General features: G+C 71.5%; 11 protein-coding genes and 2 tRNA genes. 6 read left to right on the forward strand and 7 right to left on the reverse strand.

Going from position 1 to position 17,877, the window contains the following annotated elements; translation table 11 throughout:
* The first annotated feature begins 53 nt into the window (after positions 1-53).
* Positions 54-977 (forward strand): hypothetical protein, encoded by a 924-nt coding sequence (locus SCMU_RS03615; RefSeq protein WP_229231647.1) that lies wholly within the window; start codon positions 54-56, stop codon positions 975-977.
* Between the two features lie 84 nt (positions 978-1,061).
* Here the strand turns inward: SCMU_RS03615 and SCMU_RS03620 are convergent.
* Positions 1,062-1,153, reverse strand: a tRNA-Ser gene (locus SCMU_RS03620).
* Positions 1,154-1,224: 71 nt separating this feature from the next.
* Positions 1,225-3,393, reverse strand: coding sequence for a prolyl oligopeptidase family serine peptidase (locus SCMU_RS03625; protein WP_229231648.1), 2,169 nt, complete (start codon positions 3,391-3,393; stop codon positions 1,225-1,227).
* Positions 3,394-3,514: 121 nt separating this feature from the next.
* Here SCMU_RS03625 and SCMU_RS03630 point away from each other — a divergent pair, with 121 nt between their 5' ends.
* A complete protein-coding gene (locus tag SCMU_RS03630) occupies positions 3,515-5,524 on the forward strand; it encodes an FAD/NAD(P)-binding protein (protein WP_229231649.1) in 2,010 nt (669 codons plus the stop codon).
* Positions 5,525-5,569: 45 nt separating this feature from the next.
* Here the strand turns inward: SCMU_RS03630 and SCMU_RS03635 are convergent, their stop codons facing one another.
* From SCMU_RS03635 to SCMU_RS03650, 4 genes are all read right to left on the reverse strand, one after another.
* Positions 5,570-5,770: a hypothetical protein gene (locus SCMU_RS03635; RefSeq protein ID WP_229231650.1), complete on the reverse strand. Its 201-nt coding sequence runs from the start codon at positions 5,768-5,770 to the stop codon at positions 5,570-5,572.
* A 256-nt stretch (positions 5,771-6,026) separates the two neighbouring features.
* On the reverse strand, positions 6,027-10,478 hold the full coding sequence (locus SCMU_RS03640) for an ExeM/NucH family extracellular endonuclease (RefSeq protein ID WP_229231651.1): 4,452 nt from the start codon (positions 10,476-10,478) through the stop codon (positions 6,027-6,029).
* Between the two features lie 134 nt (positions 10,479-10,612).
* The gene (locus tag SCMU_RS03645) at positions 10,613-11,422 is read right to left on the reverse strand and encodes a VOC family protein (RefSeq protein WP_229231652.1); all 810 of its coding nucleotides are present in this window, start codon (positions 11,420-11,422) and stop codon (positions 10,613-10,615) included.
* A 208-nt stretch (positions 11,423-11,630) separates the two neighbouring features.
* A tRNA-Ser gene (locus SCMU_RS03650) sits at positions 11,631-11,718 on the reverse strand.
* 74 nt (positions 11,719-11,792) lie between these two features.
* Between SCMU_RS03650 and SCMU_RS03655 the strand changes: the two genes are divergently transcribed.
* On the forward strand, positions 11,793-12,776 hold the full coding sequence (locus SCMU_RS03655) for an NAD(P)H-quinone oxidoreductase (RefSeq protein WP_229231654.1): 984 nt from the start codon (positions 11,793-11,795) through the stop codon (positions 12,774-12,776).
* A gap of 40 nt (positions 12,777-12,816) precedes the next feature.
* Here the strand turns inward: SCMU_RS03655 and SCMU_RS03660 are convergent, their stop codons facing one another.
* Positions 12,817-13,506, reverse strand: coding sequence for a CPBP family intramembrane glutamic endopeptidase (locus tag SCMU_RS03660; RefSeq protein ID WP_229231655.1), 690 nt, complete (start codon positions 13,504-13,506; stop codon positions 12,817-12,819).
* Between the two features lie 184 nt (positions 13,507-13,690).
* On the opposite strand from SCMU_RS03660, the gene SCMU_RS03665 reads away from it, so the two are divergent.
* The 3 genes from SCMU_RS03665 to SCMU_RS03675 all read left to right on the forward strand — a co-directional run bounded on the left by SCMU_RS03665 (position 13,691) and on the right by SCMU_RS03675 (position 17,822).
* Positions 13,691-14,275 carry a PadR family transcriptional regulator gene (locus SCMU_RS03665; RefSeq protein ID WP_229231657.1) on the forward strand — a complete coding sequence of 195 codons (585 nt, stop codon included), beginning with the start codon at positions 13,691-13,693 and terminating at the stop codon, positions 14,273-14,275.
* Positions 14,272-15,006 carry an ABC transporter ATP-binding protein gene (locus tag SCMU_RS03670; protein WP_229231658.1) on the forward strand — a complete coding sequence of 245 codons (735 nt, stop codon included), beginning with the start codon at positions 14,272-14,274 and terminating at the stop codon, positions 15,004-15,006. Before SCMU_RS03665 ends, SCMU_RS03670 begins: the two co-directional genes overlap by 4 nt.
* 464 nt (positions 15,007-15,470) lie before the next feature.
* Positions 15,471-17,822 carry an FtsX-like permease family protein gene (locus tag SCMU_RS03675; RefSeq protein ID WP_229231661.1) on the forward strand — a complete coding sequence of 784 codons (2,352 nt, stop codon included), beginning with the start codon at positions 15,471-15,473 and terminating at the stop codon, positions 17,820-17,822.
* Positions 17,823-17,877: the final 55 nt, after the last annotated feature.

Below are 17,877 nucleotides of genomic sequence, written 5' to 3' on the forward strand. Positions count from 1 at the left end.
TCGTGAGCCTATTGGCCCCACCGATCGCCCGACGCTTGGCGATGCTTGCCGCCTTGGTGGGTGCAGTGGGCCTCTTCCTCTCGGCGGTCCTCGTCCAGGACGCCGGGCCAGCCGCGGCGTCCCCGGCGGTGCCGAGCGCCTCCGATCCGGCCACGCCCACTCCGAGTCCGGCCCCGTCCTCGAAGGCGCCAGCCGCCGCGCCTCGTGCGGCTCAGGTGAGCCTCGAGCGCGCCGACTGCGACACGGCGAGACTTGTGGCGAGGACCGACGCGGGCGTGACGCTCGCCCATCGGGTCGCTGACGAGTCGGGTCAGGTGGCCGCGTCCGGGACGTTCGTCGGGTCCGCGGACCTGACGATCCCGCTCTCCACGGGCCACGACTATACGGCGAGCGTGGCCGACCCGGCCAGCGGCGCGCCCCTCGCCAGTTCGGCGCCCGCGAGCCTCCGCGACGCGTGCACGGTCTCGGTCGCCCCCGACGCGCCGGGGTTCGTGGACCCCTGCGGCGCCGAGCGGGACGTGGTCCAGGTGCCAAGAGTCATCGGGGTGGACTACCGCGCCGGGGGAACGGTCCTGGCCCCGGGGGCCAACGTGGCCACGGGGACTGTGACAGTCGTGGCGGTCGCCCGGCCAGGGTACGCGTTGGTTGGCCCCGCCCAGTGGACCCACACGTTCACCGTGGACCCGTGCCTCGCCGCGCCAGAGCCCCCCGCGCCGGCGCAGGCCGCAGCGCCGCACGACCAGGGCCTCGCGATCCCGTCGCCGCCAGGCATCCAGTCGGAGCAGTCGGTTCCCCCGAACGCCACGGCCGCCGCCCCGGGGGCGGCCGGGCCCCCCCGTGAGGACCCCGCGGTCCGCGCTGACACCCAGCCCGCTGTCCAGGCATCCGTGGGCGCGCCCGGCCCGCTCGCGTGGGGCATCATGATCGCCCTCGCCCTCACGGGCGGCGTCGTGTTCTGGCTCAAGACCCGGCACTGAAGGCCCGGCGCTGGGAGGGCCAGGTGGCCGCAAGCAACGAGGAACGCCCCCGGTCAGAGACCGGGGGCGTTCCTCGTTTTCACGTGGCGGAGACGGGGGGATTTGAACCCCCGGTCCAAGTTTCCCCGGACCCTTCATTAGCAGTGAAGTCCATTCGGCCGCTCTGGCACGTCTCCTTGCTGTCGCCAGCCTGACAAGCGTACCGAGAACCATGGGGGAGCGCAAAAGCGCCTTCCGAGTCTCAAGGTCAGCGGAGCGTCCCCGTCAGCGCCCGCCACAGGAAGCTCTGGCTCCGGGCCTGCAGGGCTGCCGCCTGCCGGTTGTCGCTCGCGCCGGCGTGCCCGCCCTCGAGGGCTTCGTGGAACCACACGTTGGGGATCCCCATGGCCTCCATCCGGGCGGCCATCTTCCGCGCCTGCACCGGCCCGACCCTGTCATCCGAGGTCGCCGTCCAGATGAACGTGTCCGGATACTCCACGCCGTCGTGGAGCAGGTGGTACGGGGAGAACGTCTTGATGAATTCCCATTCCTCGGGATTGTCCGGGTCGCCGTACTCCGCGATCCACGAGTACCCCGCGGAGAGCTTCGTGTACCGGCGCATGTCCAGCAGCGGCACGCCGCAGGAGATCGCGCCGAAAAGCTCGGGGTAGTGGACCAGCATGTTCCCCACGAGGAGCCCGCCGTTGGACCCGCCCGAGCAGCCGAGGTGCTGCGGTGAGGTGACATCCCGCCGGATGAGGTCCCGCGCCACCGCGGCGAAGTCCTCGTACGCGCGGTGTCGGTTGGCCTTGAGTGCGGCCTGGTGCCACGCGGGGCCGTACTCGCCGCCGCCGCGGATGTTCGCGACGACGTACACGCCGCCCTTCTCGAGCCACGACCGCCCCACGGTCCCGGAGTACGCCGGCGTCCGGGCAATCTCGAAGCCGCCGTAGCCGGAGAGCTGCGTGGGCGCGGTGCCGTCCAGCTCGAGGTCCTTGGGCCCGATCTGGAAGTACGGCACCCGGGTGCCGTCTGCGGAGGTGGCGAAGTGCTGCTCGACCTCGAACCGGGATTCGTCGAAGAACGACGGCGCGCGCTTGACGTCCGCATGGCCCCCACCGAGGGTGCCGCGCAGGAGGGTGGCGGGGGTGAGGAAGCCGGTCACGACCAGCCAGTAGTCGTCCCCGGCCTCCGGGTCCTCGTCGTCCACGGCGTAGCTCTCGACGAGATGCAGCGGCGGGCACGCGTCGAGCACGGACTGCGACCACGCGCCGTCGTGCGCTCCGTCGGGTCCCGCCACGGCCGGCGTGAGGATCCGGATCTCCGAGGAGACGTCCCGCAGGAGGTTGAGCATGAGGTGGCTCTTGGTCCAGGACCACGACTGCAGCGAGGTGTGCTCGTCGGGCGCGAACAGCACGGTCACCGAGCGGGAGCCGCCCATGAAGGCCTCGAAGTCGGCCACGAGCAGCGAGCCTCCCGGGAACACGGTCCCGGTCCCATCAGTGCCCTCGAGGGCCCATTCCCGCTGCGGCCGGAACAGGATCCACTCGCGGTGCAGGTCCACGTCCACGTCGGTGGGCACGGGGATCGGCGCCCACGCCCCGTCGCGCCACACCGAGTGCTGCACGTCGAAGAAGCTCATCCTGTCGCTGACGATGAGCCGCTCGAACCCGGGGGTATCGTCGAACCCGCCGCCAGCCATCATGTGCTCGGCGGGGACCTCGTAGATCACTTCGGCGTCGGCGAGATCAGTGCCGCGCGGCAGCTTCCGCACGATCCGGGGGTACGAGGACGTTGTCACCGCGTCCTCCCCGAGCGTCGAGGAGACGATGAGCGTGTCCGCGTCGAGCCAGTCCACACCGCCCTTGGCCGCGGGAAGCGCGAATCCGCCCTCGGCCGGGGCAATGAAGGCGCGCTCCTCGACGTCGTACTCGCGCACGGCGGCCGCGTCGCCGCCATCGGGGGAGAGCCGAACCATGCAGCGGCGCCACGAGACGCCGTCGGCCGGACGCAGGAAGCCCGCCCCGCCCCACACCCACTCGGTGCCCTCGGCGGCGGCGAGCGCGTCGACATCAAGCACGGTCTCCCACTCCGGCGCGTCCGTCACATAGGACTCCCAGCGGGTGCGGCGCCACAGGCCCTTGGGGTGCTCGGCGTCGCGCCAGAAGTTGTAGTACCAGTCGCCGCGCTTGGTCACCATCGGGATGCGGTCCGTGGAGTCCATGACTTCGAGGATGCGGGCCTCGAGCTCGGGGTAGTCCCCGGTCTCGAGCAGTTCCTCGGTCCGGGCGTTCTGCTCGCGGACCCACGCGAGCTGGTCCTGGCCGTGGATGTCCTCGAGCCAGATGTTCTCGTCGACGGGTTGGTCCGCGGGAGCGGGGGAGACCGGCGCGAGCGTGGTCGTGTCTGCGGCGGGCTCCGGCGACTGGGCACTCATGGCGCTATCTTTCCACGCTCCTGCCTCCTCTGCGCCCCTCTGTTCCCTCTACTCTGCTGCCTTCGCTCCGCTGGGCTTTCCGCTCCACTGGCCGACCGCTCCGCGGACTAAGCTCAACCCTATGGTTCGGGGAGGCAGGCTGCGCGTGGCGGTGGTGGGCGGCGGCCCGCGCGGTGCCTCGGCGGTCGAGCGGCTCCTCGCGGTGTACGCGGGGCGGGCCGCGGCGCAGTCTGTGGACCAGGCTGCGCGCGACACCGCCGGGTCGCCCCCTCGGCTTCCGCGCCTCGAGGTCACCGTCTACGACCCCTACGCCCCGGGCCCGGGCAAGGTCTGGCGTACGGAGCAGCTGCGGCTGTTCCTCATGAACACACAGTCCTTCTATCCCACGCTCATCCCGAGCGAGCCCGGCCTCGCGGCCCCGCTTGCGGGCGGCAGCTTCGACGAGTGGCGCGCCGCGCAGCGTGCGGCGATCGAGGACGGGACGTCGGGGCTCGGCTCGGAGGAGCAGGCCGAGCTGAAGGGCCTCGAATCCCGCGACTTCCCGCCCCGCGCCCTCTATGGCCGGTACCTCGCGGACACATGGGGCGCACTGCTCGCCGCCGCTCCGCCCGGCGCCACCGTCCGCCACGTCGCCGCGGAGGTCGCCCGCGTGGGCCGGACCCCTCACGGGTTCGCCGTGACATGCTCGAACGGCCGCGCGCAGGAGGCGGACGCCGTCGTGCTCGCCCTGGGCCACGTGCCGGCCCAGCTGGGCCGTGAGCAGCATGCGCTCGCCGACGCCGCCGGCCGGCTCGGCCTGCACTACCTCCCGCCCGCCGCGCCTGCGGACGTGGACTGGGATCAGCTGCCCGCCGGCGAGACCGTCCTGGTCCGCGGCATGGGCCTGAACTTCTTCGACGTCATGGCCGCGCTCACGATCGGCCGCGGCGGCCGGTTCTCCGAGGGGCCGGACGGTCGCCTCGACTACAGTCCGTCGGGCCGTGAGCCCCGCATCGTCGCGGCGTCGCGTCGCGGCGTCCCGTACCGCGGCAAGGCCGAACTCGACGCCTACTACGCGCCGTCCATCCAGCTGCGCTGGTTCACGCGCGAGGCGGCGCTGGCCCCGAGGCGCGCAGGAATCCAGCCGTCCTTCGATCAGGACCTCTGGCCGCTCCTGCACCGGGACACGCTCTGGGCGTACTACGCGACGCTCGCGCGCGTCGAGCCCGCAGCCGTTTCCGAGGGGTTCCTGGGCGCGCTGTCCGCGGCGCTCTCGGTGGAGGGCCCCGGCTGGGAGCCGCAGGCCTCGAAGGCGGCGCACGACGGCGTGGTCCCTGCACGGCGGCTCGACCTCCGTGCGCTCGGCGCGCCGCTGGCCGGCTGGCATGCCCGCGACCGCGCGGACCTCGACGACCGCGTTCTGGCGTACCTGGACGAGGACGCCGCCGGCTCTGCCCGCGGGGAGGACGACCCGGTCAAGATGGCCATCGCGGCCCTGCACCGCGGCCGCGCCGTGCTGAAGGAGGCCGTCGCGGACGGCGGGATCACCGAGGCCTCATGGGTCTCGGGCCTGCGCGGCTGGTTCGAGGGCCTCGTCGAGGGGCTCGCGAGCGGTCCGCCCGCCGAGCGGATCCGCCAGCTGGCCGCGCTGGTGCGTGCCGGCGTCGTGAGCACCGTGGGGCCGGAACCTCGTTTCTCGATCGACCGCACGGGACCGGAGGGGCCGGCGTTCATCGCGTCCTCGCCGTGGGTGGGCGGGCCGGACGTGCGGGCACGGTGGCTCGTGGAGGCGCTCGCGCCGGCGAACGTCATCGCGCGCGCCGACTCGCCGCTTGTCGCGGGGCTGCTCGCGGACGGCCTCGCGCGGCCGCGGTTCCTCGCTGGCGCCGACGGTGTGCCGCTGCCGGCCTCCGGCCTCGACGTGTCCGCGCCGCCGTACCGCGCGCTGGACGTCAACGGCCAGCCGGTCGAAGGCCTCTACGTGCTCGGCCTGCAGCTTTCCGCGGTGCAGTGGGGCACGGCGATCGCCGCCGAAGCACACCCGTTCGCCGCGCCCGGCGAGGCGCACGACGGCGCCCCCTACCCGAGCGCGCAGCGCACCCTTCGCGACGCAGACGCCATCGCGCGGGACATCCTGAGGGTCATCTCCTGAAGGTCGCCTCCCGGAGGTCATCTCCTGAAGGTCATCTCCTGAGGGCTAGAGGAGGCAGGCCTCGTGGGTCTCGCCCACCGGCACCGCGGGGGAAGCCGCGACGCTGTAGTGGGTATGGCTGACGCGTGTCACGAGGATCCCGTGGCCATTGGCGAGGGCGACGGGCCTGATCGTTTCCTCCGCGGCGCTGAGGAGGGAATCGCGCACGCCAGCGCGCGGGATGGAGACGGTGATGTGGTTGGTCATGGCGGACTCTCTTGCTTGGAATACGCATTCCAAGCATACTTGCGCTTCTTCCCCCTCCGGAAACGCGATCTGGTGGTGTGGCGGGCCGCGCGGTGGCGCTGGCCCTGTTCTGTTTGTTAGCACATGATTGTGAGGCCACGATCGGCCACCGCGCAAGTCCCACGGTCCGACACCCGGGAACGCGAAGCGGCGGGTGGCTTCCGTGGGGAAGCCTCCCGCCGCCGTCGTGCGCGAGCTGGCTGGGGTCAGTGACGGATCACTGGCCGCACAGCGTGGCGTAGTTCTTCGTGAGCGCCTCGATCGCCTTCGCGGCCCGGTTGCCCGGATCGTCGAGGTTCTTCCTGAGCGCCTTGCACTGGGCGGAAGCCGCCACCGGAGGCTGGTCGACTACCGGGACGGTGATCGGCAGCGTCACGGTCGTGTGCGACTCGAGGGCCGAGACCACGTACGTGCCGCCCTGCGGGAACTCCGGGACCGTGAAGTCCAGGACCGCCTTGCCGCCGGTCACGCCGAACGTGTTGACGAGGACCGGATCGCCCGCCTTCGGGTAGTACGTGAGCGAGACCTGCGTGTTCATGGGGCTGCCCAGCGAGGTCAGGTCGAGGCCCTGGACGGTCACCGAGAGCTGCTGGCCCGGGGCGACGACCGACGGCGCGTTGAGCACCTCGGCGCTGCGCTTGGCGAAGTCCGGGGAGACCGGGGAGTTCGCCGTGAGGTACGAGATCCACGCGTCGCGGTCGATCAGGCCCGAGTCTCGGGTGTCGGCGCCCTGGGTGAAGACGTGGAAGTTGTCCCCGCCGGTTGCGAGGAAGCTGAACGTGCCCACGCGGTACGAGCGCTGCGGATCGATCGGGGCCCCGTTGACCTGCAGCGACGTGATGCGGTCGCCCTCGGGCCGGGTCGAGTCGAACGTGTAGGTGAGGTTCTTCGAGGTCCCCAGCTGGAGGTACGGACGGCTCGGGACGTTGCCCGCGTCGTCACGCTGCCACTGCTGCTCGAGCATCGTCTCGACCTGGGCGCCGGTGAGCGAGGTGGTCCACAGGTTGTTCACGAACGGCAGGACCGCATTGGCCTCGGCGTAGGTGATCGTGCCCGACGCGTCGGAAGGGTCGGCGTAGTACAGCTCGGCGCGCAGGCCGCCCGGGTTCACGACGCCGATCTCGGCGCCGCCGAGGGTCGGGTCCTTGAGTGTGGCCAGCAGCGAGTCGGCCACGAGGCCCCCGAGCGTGGACGACGACGCGCGGTCGTCGCGCTTGCCCCCGGAGAACGCGGTGGTGATGTCCGCCGTCACCTTGCCGATCGGCTGGCTGCCGATCTCCTTCGCCTTGGCGAGCGCCGCATCGACGATGCCCTTGACGGTGGCGACACGCGGGTATGCGGCGACCAGAGCGTCGTCGCCCGCGGTGGAGCGCTTGACGTTGGCCTGAGCGTACTTGGTGACCTGCTTGGTCTTCAGATCGACGGTGAGGTCGATCAGGCCCACGTTCTCACCGTAGTTGCCGGTCTGCAGGACGGGTCGGGTCTTGCCGGGCTGGCCGGGGACCGGCCCGTCCCACGTGTACTCCTTGTGCGTGTGGCCCGTGAAGATCGCGGCGATGTCGGAGGACGTCTCGGTCACGAGCTTCGCGAACGGGCCGCCCGCGGCGATCTCCGCCTCGAGGGTCGCACCATCCGGCGTGCCGGCACCGGCACCCTCGTGGTACTCGGCCACGATGACGTCGGCGAGGTTCTCGGCCTTGATCTTCGCGGCCACCCGGTTGACGGCGTCCGTCGGATCGCCGAAGTCGAGCGAGCTCACGCCGGCCGGCGAAACGAGCGCCGGGGTCTCCCGGGTCACGACGCCGATCACGGCGACCTTGAGCCCGCCGGACTGGACCACGGTGTACTCGGGGAGGGCCGGCGTCGTCGTGCCCTTCTGGTACACGTTGGCGCCGAGGTAGGGGAACTTCGCGCTCGAGGAGACGCGGCCCGTGAGGTCCGCGAAGCCCTTGTCGAACTCGTGGTTGCCCACCGCGCTGGCCTTGGCCTCGAGAGCGTTGAGGACGTCGAGCGTGGGCTGGTCGTCCTGGCTCGCCGAGGCGAACACGGACGCGCCGATGTTGTCGCCCGCGGACAGGAACAGGGCGTTGCCGCCGGGCGCCTCTGCCTTGAGCTGCTCGACCGTGCCCGCGAACTTCACGGTGTTGGCGTCGATCCGGCCGTGGAAGTCGTTGATGTTCACGAGCCGGAGGTCCGCCTCGGTCGGGGCCGGGGAGAGGTTCATGCCGAGCACGAACGGGTCGTGATCGGAGGAGCGGTACTGGTCCGCCACGTAGTAGTTCGTGACGTTGTAGTTGTAGCGGCTGTACTCGAGCGCGATCGACTCGTAGGCGTTGATGTTCCAGACGTCCGCACCGCTGACCTTCGCGTCCGCGGCCGGGGAGGCGAGGACGTGGTCGAGGGACCCGACCATGCCGCCGAACGCGTACGTGTGCTTGCCCGTGCGGGCCTCCTGGTCGATGTAACCAGCGTCCGTGAGGACCTTGATCGGATCCTCGAACTGGTAGGCGTTGAAGTCGCCGACCAGCAGGACCTTGTCCGTCTTCGCTGTGGCCTTCATCGTCTCGGCGAACGTCACGAGCGCCTGCGCCTGGCGGGTGCGGGCGAGGTTCGAGGCACCCTGGCCCTTGTCCGTGTCATCCGGTGTCGCGGCCGAGCCCTTGGACTTGAAGTGGTTCACGATCGCGAGGAACGTCGTGTCGTCTCCACCGGTGACCGGCTTGAACGCCTGGGCGAGCGGCTGGCGTGCGATGCCCGTGAACGCGGCGTCGTCGAGGATCACTGAGCCGCCCACCGGCGCTGCGACGGCCTTGCGGTAGATGAACGCCATGCGGATCACGTCCTCCTGCGCGGGGACGACGGCCGGGCTCGGGACGAACGCCCACGTGTCCGGGGTCGCGGCGTTGAGCGCGTCCACGAGGATCGAGAGCGCCGAGTCCCGGTCCTTGCCGAACTTGGACGAGTTCTCGATCTCCTCGAGCGAGATGACGTCCGCACCGGAGGCGTTGATCGCCGCGACGATCTTGGCCTGCTGGCGCAGGAGGTTCTCCTGGTTCGCGGCGCCACGCGCGTCGCAGCCCGAGTTCACCGTGATCGGGTTCCCCGCGCGGTCGGTGTAGTACGTGCAGCCCTGGAGCGTGTCGCCCGTGGTCGGGAAGTAGTTCTGCACATTGAACGTGGCCATCGTCAGGTTGCCGCCCACCTTCGCGGGGGCCGCCTGGCGGGTGTTCTCGAAGTGCGCGGGCTGGACCACGGCGGCGTTCGACGGCGTGAGCTGCTCGAGCGGCTGGAGCTTCCACGCGCTGTTGCGGTAGTCGAACACCACGTCGCCCGTGAACGTCGTGGGGGAACCCACGCGAACCGGGTCAGCGGTCGTCAGGTAGGGCAGCGGCTGGGACTTGTTGGCGGCCGACATGAAGTTGGTCGAGGCGCCGTCGTCCAGGGTGATTTTGCGCGCGGCGTTGTCGGCGACCGCGGCGCTGTACGCGTCAGAGCCGTAGGCCGCGACAGCCGTCGGCTGCACGAGTGCGGAGGTGCCCGCGGCCAGACCGATCTCGCCGTACTGGTTCAGCGAGTAGTTGTCCGTGACGGTGAACGGACCCTCGGGCGCCACGACCATGCCCTCGAGCGCCTCCTTCGCCGTGTCCGAGAGGGGCAGGCTGAAGGAGGTGGGCTTGACCTCGGGGGCCGCGTCGGGGAGCACCTTGAGCCCGCCAGCGGAGGCCACGGAGATCTGGGTCAGATCGAAGTACTCGCTGACCGCGCCGGTGACCTCGACGTAATCGCCGCGGTGCACGCTGCCCACGGTGGAGGGCGAGTAGATGAAGATCGCGTCCGACGACGCGCGCTCCGCCGCGGGGGCCCCGCCCGAGCCCGGGGTCTGGATGTAGTAGCCGTTGAACCCACCGGTGGCGTAGGCCGCAGTGACCTTGCCGCGCGTCGTGACGGTCTGGCCGATCAGCGGGCTCGCGGTGCCCGTGCCCTGGATCTCGGCAATGGTCTTCAGGCCCGCTGGGTCGGTGCCCGTGCCGGGGTCGGTGCCCGTCCCCGGGTCCGTGCCGGTCGAGCCCGAGTTCTGCGGCGTGATGGTCGCACTGAGCGTGAAGTCCGCCGAGTTGTCGTCGGTGTCCTTCCCGCCGGTGCGGTTGAGGCTGCGCACGTCGGTGTTGGCCGACGGCGCGGTGGCGGCCTTGGTCTCGAACGTGTTCGAGGTGCCGTAGCCGAGGAGGTCGGCGACGTCGGAGTTGCCGGTCAGGCTGCCGGTCGGCAGGCTGAGCGCGGTGGCCTTGCGGGCAAGGATGAGGGTGCCCGTGGTGCCGGATGGGTTGAGGCCGGAAGCCACGACGTCTGCTGCGGGAAGGTCGGCGCCCGCCGGATTCGGCGCGCCGTTCTGGCCACCTTGGACGAGCAGGTGGCCGCCGGCCTTGATGGTCTTGCCGGAGAGGCTGACCGTCGTCGAGGACGCCCCGGTGCCGGTCGCCGAGCGGTACTGGAGCGACCACGTGCTCAGGTCGACGTCCTGGGCGGAGGCGTTGTAGAGCTCGACGAACTTGTTCTTGAAGGCGGCCCCGGCGCTGCCGCCGGAGAGGTACGCCTCGCTGATCACGACGCCGCCTTGAGGCGACGCGAGGTCTGCCGCCATGGCTGGCAACGCCGTGAAGGCAGCCATCGATGGAAGGACGACCGCAGCAGAAAGTGCTGCGACCGCCCTAGTCACAGGATTTGGCATGAAGTTGTGTCCTTTGTCACGTGCGAGTGATGGTTGTCAGCCAACCACCCGTACGTGAACGGAAGGTTTCATTTCTACGGCGTCGGCGTGTCGCCCTCGCCGTCCTCCTGGCCGCGGTCCTGGATGATCCTGAACGGCGCACCCAGCGGGTCCGCGAGCGCCGCCATGCGCCCGAACGGCGTGTCGACGGCCGGCATGAAAACGGTCGCGCCGAGCGCGGTGGCCTGGGCCAGGGTCTCGTCCGCATCTTCGACGGTCCAGTACACCGTCCAGTGGGCGGGGACGCCTTCCGGCAGGTCCTTGGCGGCGTCGAAGATCCCCGCCTTGGCCTCGCGGCCCTCCCCGAGCGTCGAGTAGCGGAACTCGGGCGTGTCGCCCATGACCGAGAGGCTCCATCCGAGGGCCTTCGAGTAGAACGCCACGCTCCCGTCGTAGTCGAGCGCGTGGAGCTCGAACCATGCCGGCGTGCCGGGCTCCGCGAGCTTGGCGAACCCGGTGTGGCCGGTGCTCTGCCACACGCCGAACGCTGCACCGCCGGCGTCGCCGAACACCGCCATGTGGCCCTGCTCGGGGACTTCCATGGGCGGCATGAAGACCTGCCCGCCCGCGGCCGCGACCGCGTCGGCGGTCGCGTGGATGTCGTCGGACTTGAAGTAGATGGTCCAGACGTCCGGCATGGCGGCCTGGTCCTCCGCCTTGCCCATGAGGCCGGCCACCATGGCGCCGTCCTTGAAGGCGGTCGTGTATCCGCCGTACGTCTCCTGGTCGCCGGTCTCGTAGGTCCAGCCGAAGAGTTCGGTGTAGAACGCCTTGGCCTTTTCGAGGTCGCTCGTCATGAGGTCCGTCCAGCAGGGTGCGCCGGCGGTGAGGTCGGGAGTGGGCATGGAGGCTCCTTCGGTCTGTCTGGGTGTGGGGCCGAACTATCCGAACGAGACCGACGCTATGCGGGGGCTCCGACGTTTTTCAAGGATCGCCGGGGCCGCCCTGCATCAGGCGGGGTCACCCGAGGGGCCGGCCCCGCGCCGTCGTGCGTGAGAAGCAGCGGAGGCGGCGCCCACTGGGAGTCCCAGCGGGCGCCGCCTCGCCTGCAAGCGGAAGGTAAGGGATTTGAACCCTTGGTACGGGGTTACCGCACACTGGTTTTCAAGACCAGCTCCATAGGCCGCTCGGACAACCTTCCTTGTGCCTAGTAGTGTTTCATAGCGCAGTGACCTCGTGAAACTGACGCCCCCGCGGGGGAGGAGGAGCACCGACATGAAGGCCGTGTTCATCACCGAGCCCGGGGGGCCGGAGGTCCTCCAGGTGCGCGAGGTCGACGCCCCCGTGCCTGGGCCAGGCGAGGTGCTCATCGACGTTGTGGCTGCGGGCGTGAACCGCGCCGACGTGCAGCAGCGGCGCGGATTCTACCCGCCGCCCCCGGGCGCGTCCGAGATCCCCGGGCTCGAGGTCTCGGGCCGGATCGCGGGCTTCGGTCCGGACGTCGCGCGGCCGTTCTCGGTGGGGGACAAGGTTGTGGCCCTCCTGGCCGGCGGCGGGTACGCCGAGCAGGTCGCGGTCCCGGCGGAGCAGGTGCTGCGGATCCCGGACGGCGTGGACCTCGTGACGGCCGCGGCGCTGCCCGAGACCGCCGCGACCGTGTACTCGAACCTGTTCATGACGGCCCAGCTCCAGCCCGGCGAGATGCTGCTCATCCACGGCGCCACGGGCGGCATCGGCACGATGGCCGTCCAGATGGCCAAGGCCTTCGGCGCACGCGTCGCCGCGACCGCGGGCACGGAGGAGAAGGTCTCGACGGCGCGCGCGTTCCTCGGCGTCGACGTGGCGATCAACTACAACGAGCAGGACTTCGTCCAGGCGATCCGCGACGCGACCGACGGCCGGGGTGCGGACGTGATCCTCGACGTCGTGGGCGCGAAGTACCTCGAGCGCAACGTCGAGGCCCTGGCCACGTATGGCCGGCTCGTCGTGATCGGCCTCCAGGGCGGGGCCAAGGCCGAGCTCAACCTCGGCATGCTCCTGAACAAGCGCGCGGCCGTGATCGGGACGGCACTGCGCCCCCGCCCCGTCGAGGAGAAGGGCGCCATCATGTCCGCGGTCAAGGACCACGTGTGGCCGCTCGTGGTGGACGGGCGCATCAAGCCGCTCGTCGACAAGGTTTTCCCCCTCGCCGAGGCCGCCGCAGCCCATGAGTACTTCGACTCGGGGGAGCACGTGGGCAAGATCCTGCTGACGGTGTAGTGGGCCCGCTCCGAAGCGAGGGCCGCGACCCGGTGCGCCGTCAGCGCAGGAGGGTAGCCAGGGTCAAAAGGGTCACGTCGTGGAGTCCGTGGGCAAGGCCCGTGGCCAGGGTTGTGCAGTGCCGGACGGTGAGGATCGCGCTGGCGTAGAGGGCGCCGATGAGCGCGGTCATGATGACCTGGAGGAAGTCCTGGCTGCCGGGGAAGTGCCATAGGCCGAAAAGGGCCGATGACACGACAACCGCCCCGGCCCGCGAGCCGAGGAGGCGGTTCGCTCCGGCGAAGACGTAGCCGCGCCATGCGAACTCCTCCACGAAGCCCACGCCTACGAAGGTTCGGATGGCCAGATAGGCGAAGGCCAGGGGGCGGGGCTCGCCCTCTCCCAGCACGTTGAAGCCCACAGCCGCCGGCAACAGGGTCAGCGTCAGCGTGACGGCTGCGAGCGCCACCCCGATGAGGATCTGCCGCCCGAACCGTTTGGCCGACCACCCGAACGCCGTGGCCATGCGCATGCGCCCAAACCGCGCCGCCACGAACAGCACACCGACGATCATCACGAACGGGGAGAGGTTGGCCGCGATGCGCAAGGGCAATGATGCGCCGCTCGCCGCGGACGTGAGTACCGGCCATCCGGCTACAACCACGAACAATGCGAGAACCACGGCCAACCACCAGCCCAGGCTCGGGCCCGCTCGCGTTGCCTCCGCTCGTGCCGTGCGTGAAGTGGTCATGGTCGGGTTCCCCTCCTTGGCGTCACTCTCCTCACGCTAGGCCTGGGCATCGCAGCGGAGTAGGGCCGATGGGCACGGGTACTCCTTGCCTTCGCCCATACCGAGTATGTACCCTTGAGTGCATACTCGGTATGCCTGCCGCCATTGGGGACGGTCGGACGCCGACCATCGCACAGGGGGTCCGATGTCCATCCGCCACAGCCTGCTGGCGCTGCTCGAGGAGCAGCCGCGCTACGGCTATCAGCTCAAGAGCGAATTCGAGGCCAGGACAGGCGACGCGTGGCCGCTCAACATCGGTCAGGTCTACACGACACTCGACCGGCTCGAGCGCGACGGCCTCGTGGCCCGCGAGGGCGACGACGGCGAGGGCCACGTCATCTACGCGATCACCGCGGCGGGCCGTGCGGAGGCTGCCGGATGGTTCGCCTCCCCGGTGGAGCACGCGAACCCGCCGCGCAACGAACTGGCGATCAAGATCGCCCTCGCCCTCACGATCCCCGGCGTGGATGTCGCAGCCGTGGTCCAGACGCAGCGCGCCGCGAGCATGCGGTCGCTCCAGGACTTCACACGGGCCCGCCGCACCGCAGCAGAGCACGACGTCGCCTGGCGGCTCGTGCTCGAATCGCTCGTCTTCGCCGCGGAGGCGGAGATCCGGTGGCTCGATCACTGCGAGGCGACCCTCACCAAGAGTGCGGGCGCCGCCGGCCGGGCTGGGCAGGCGGCGTCGTCCGCCCGACGTGCCGCGACCCGGGCCGAGGCCGGTCGATGAGCGCGCACACCGCGCCCACGGTGCTCGAGATCAGCGGTGCGCACCGGACCTTTGGCGCGGGCGCCACTGCCGTTGCCGCGCTGCGCGACGTGAGCCTACGCGTCGCCGCAGGGGATTTCGTGGCCGTGATGGGGCCGAGCGGGTCCGGGAAGTCATCGCTGCTCGCGCTCGCCGGCGGGCTGGACCTGCCCACCCGTGGCGACGTGTACATCGAGGGCACACCCACGGCCTCGCAGGGCCTCAACGGCCTCGCGCGGCTCCGGCGCCGTGCGGTGGGCTACGTGTTCCAGAACTTCAACCTCGTGCCCACACTGACGGTGGCCGAGAACGTCTCGCTCCCGCGCGAGCTCGACGGCGTGCCAGCTAAGAAGGCGCGGCGGCAGGCGCTCGACGCGCTGCGGCTCGTGGACATCGACGAGCTCGCCGGCCGATTCCCGGAGGAGATCTCGGGCGGGCAGCAGCAGCGAGTGGCCATTGCCCGCGCGATCGTGGGGGACCGGCGGCTCATCCTCGCCGACGAGCCCACCGGCGCCCTCGACACCGCCACCGGGGACGGCGTCATGGAGGTGCTCCGACGCCGGGCCGACGACGGCGCCGCCGTGGTGCTCGTGACCCACGACGCACGGCACGCGGCCTGGGCCGACCGGGTGGTCTACCTGCGCGACGGGCGGCTCGTGGACGAGGCCGCGGCCCAGCGGGATCCTGCGGCCCTGCTCGCGACGGAGGGCTGAGATGGGCCCGGACCTCCTGCCCGCCGAGACGATCCGCACTGAGCGCACGACGGCGGCGCCTCGCCGGCGGAGGGGCGGCGCACGGGCGGTGATGCGCATCGCCGCGCGCGACATCATGCGGCACAGGGGCCGCTCCGCGCTCATCGTGGGGCTGATCATGCTGCCGGTTGCGGCAGTGTCCGCCGGTGCCACGCTCGTGCAGAGCACGCAGGCCACTCCAGCAGAGGTGGTCACACGGGAGCTCGGCGCCGCACAGGCGCGCTACACGTCCGGAGTGCTTCCGGGCCCCGGCGCCCAGCAGCTGCCGGCCGACGACCACAGCATCCAGATGACCGGACCGCTCACCCCGCAGTCAGACTGGAAGCCCGCCCCGGTGGCCGAGGCGCTGCCCCCCGCGGGGCGGATCCTCCCGGACCGCGCCGCACAGACCGAGGCGTGGGTCACCGCGGCATCACCCCGTCTCGGTGCGCGGTGTCGATGCGCTCGACCCGGTGTTCGCCGGGAAGTTCCGGCTCACGGGCGGGGCCGCGCCATTGTCGGACGCCGATGCGCTCGCGACACCGGGGTTCCTCGCCACGGTGGACGCCGCGATCGGGGACACCGTCTCGACTGGCTTCGGGGCCTTCAGAGTCACTGGCACGATCGCGCAGACCGGGACGTCGCCCGACGTGCCGGAGCTGTTCGTCGCGCCGTCCCTAGTTCCGGAAGCGGGCTCCCGATCGTCCGGCGGGCGCGACGAGTATTACGTCGCTGGCGCGGCACCGGTCGCCTGGGACCGCGTGCTCGAGCTCAACAGGGCCGGCATCACCGTGCTGGACCGGAACCTCGTGCTCGACCCGCCGCAGGCCCATAGCGCGGCTCCCGCGCGCACCCCCGCACAGCTGGCGGCGAACTTCTCCGGCGTGGCCTTCGTCGGCGCGCTCGCCCTCCTGCAGGTCGGCCTGCTCGCGGGGGCGGCGTTCGCCGTCGGCGCGCGGCGCCAGGCCCGCGAGCTGCATGTGCTCGCGGCCGTCGGGGCCGCCCCGCGCGACCTGCTCCGCGTCACCCTCGCCGGTGCGGCGGTCCTCGGGGCGGGTGCCGCCGTGCTGGGCGGAGCCGTCGGCACCGGCGGTGGCGCCGCGGGCGCAGCCATCGCGATCGCCGCCGGCTCCACGGCATTCACGGGCGTCCACCCGAACGTCCTGATGGCGATCGGCGCGGGCGGCCTCGGCTTCGTTGCGTGCCTCATCGCCGCCGTCGCTCCCGCGCGGTCCGCTGGGCGGGCGGCCCTGCGTTCGGCCATGGGCGCGCCGCCGGCCACGAGCCCGAGCAGACGCGTCGCGGCCGTCGGGGCTGCCGTCGTGGGCTCGGCGGCCATCGCCCTCGTTGCGGCCGGGACGCTGCCCCGTCTGCTCGGCCCCGACGAATGGGACGGCGCCACGGCGCTCACGGGCGGCCTCGCGGCGTGCGGCGCCGTGGTCGCCGTCGTGGGCACCGTCCTCCTCCTGCCCCGAATCGTGCACCTGGTCGCGCGCCCGGGGGACTGGCTTCCCGCACCGCTGCGCATGGCCCTGCGCGACGCTGCCCGCAACCGTCAGCGTGCCGTCCCCGCCGTCGCCGCATGCGTGGCCGTCACGGCCCTCGCCGCCGCCGTCATGCTCCCCTCCGCGGGAGCGAACGAACGGGCCGCGCTCACCTACCCGTGGCAGGCCAACGGGAACCAGGCCTTCTCGTGGGTGCTGGAGAAGGGGCCGACCCTCGACGAGGTCGTCGCTGCGAGCAGAGCCGCAGGTGGGGAGCCAACGGCGTGGCGGACGGTCTCCAGACCGGCGGTGGCCGGATGCGGGACGGCCGGCGAGCATGACGCAATGGTCAACGCCGCTTACGTGCAGGAGTTCGGCAGGCAGGGTCCCTGCGAAACGACGTGGCTGATGATCGCGCCCGGCCAGGCCTGTCCGCGCACCGGTTCCGGCGCCGTGATCGATAGGGGCGACCTCCGCTGCGCCGGAACCGACGGCGCTCCGAAGACGCTCGCGGTCGGGAACGTCGACGATCTCGCACTTCTCCTCGGCCGCCGGCCGTCGCAGGCCGCCGTCTCCGCGCTCGACGGGGGCGGCGTGGTCGCCCTCGACGCGGCCGTGTTCGACGACGGCCACGCCCGCGTGGGCGTCCAGGACGTCGCGTCCGTGACGCGGTCCCGCGGGGCACCGCCCGACCTCCAGCCCAGGGCGACCCTCGACGCCGTCCTCGAACCGGCGCACTTCGGAGCTGCGGGCATCGTGAGCCCAGAGACTGCACGGACCCTCGGAATCCTCGCGCAGCCGTGGATGCACGTCGTGCAGCTCGCCTCGCCCCCGCCCGCGGACTTCGTTGCCCGGGCAGCTGACGGGCTCACGACGGCCGCCGCCCCGTACGCTGCCGTGAGCGTGGAACGGGGGCCGGACCTGACCACGGCCGCACTCATGCTGTGGCTGCTCGTCGGCGGAGCAGCGCTCGTGGCACTCGCCGGGGCCTCCATCACCACCGGCCTCGCGCTCGCCGACGGGCGCCGGGACAGCATGACGCTCGCCGAGGTCGGCGCCGCGCCGGGATTCCGCAAACGGTACGCCGCGGCGCTGGCCGGTGTCACCGTGGGCCTCGGGACGCTCCTCGGCGCAGCGATCGGGCTGGCTTCCGGGGCCGCCCTCGTCGGGTCGTTCGGCGGAGGGATTCCGATCGTGGTTCCGTGGGGCCAACTGGCCGCGCTCGTTGTCGCGATTCCCGTCCTCGCCGCCGCGATCGCGTGGTGCGTGACCCGCGCGGGGTACGGAGAGCGCCGTCGTGCGCTCGAGAGGTGAGCCGCGACTCTACGCCGGTCGCCCCCGCCGGGCGCCCCGCCGGCATGGCAGGCCC

This window comes from Sinomonas cyclohexanicum, assembly GCF_020886775.1.
GTDB classification, from domain to species: Bacteria; Actinomycetota; Actinomycetes; order Actinomycetales; family Micrococcaceae; genus Sinomonas; species Sinomonas cyclohexanicum.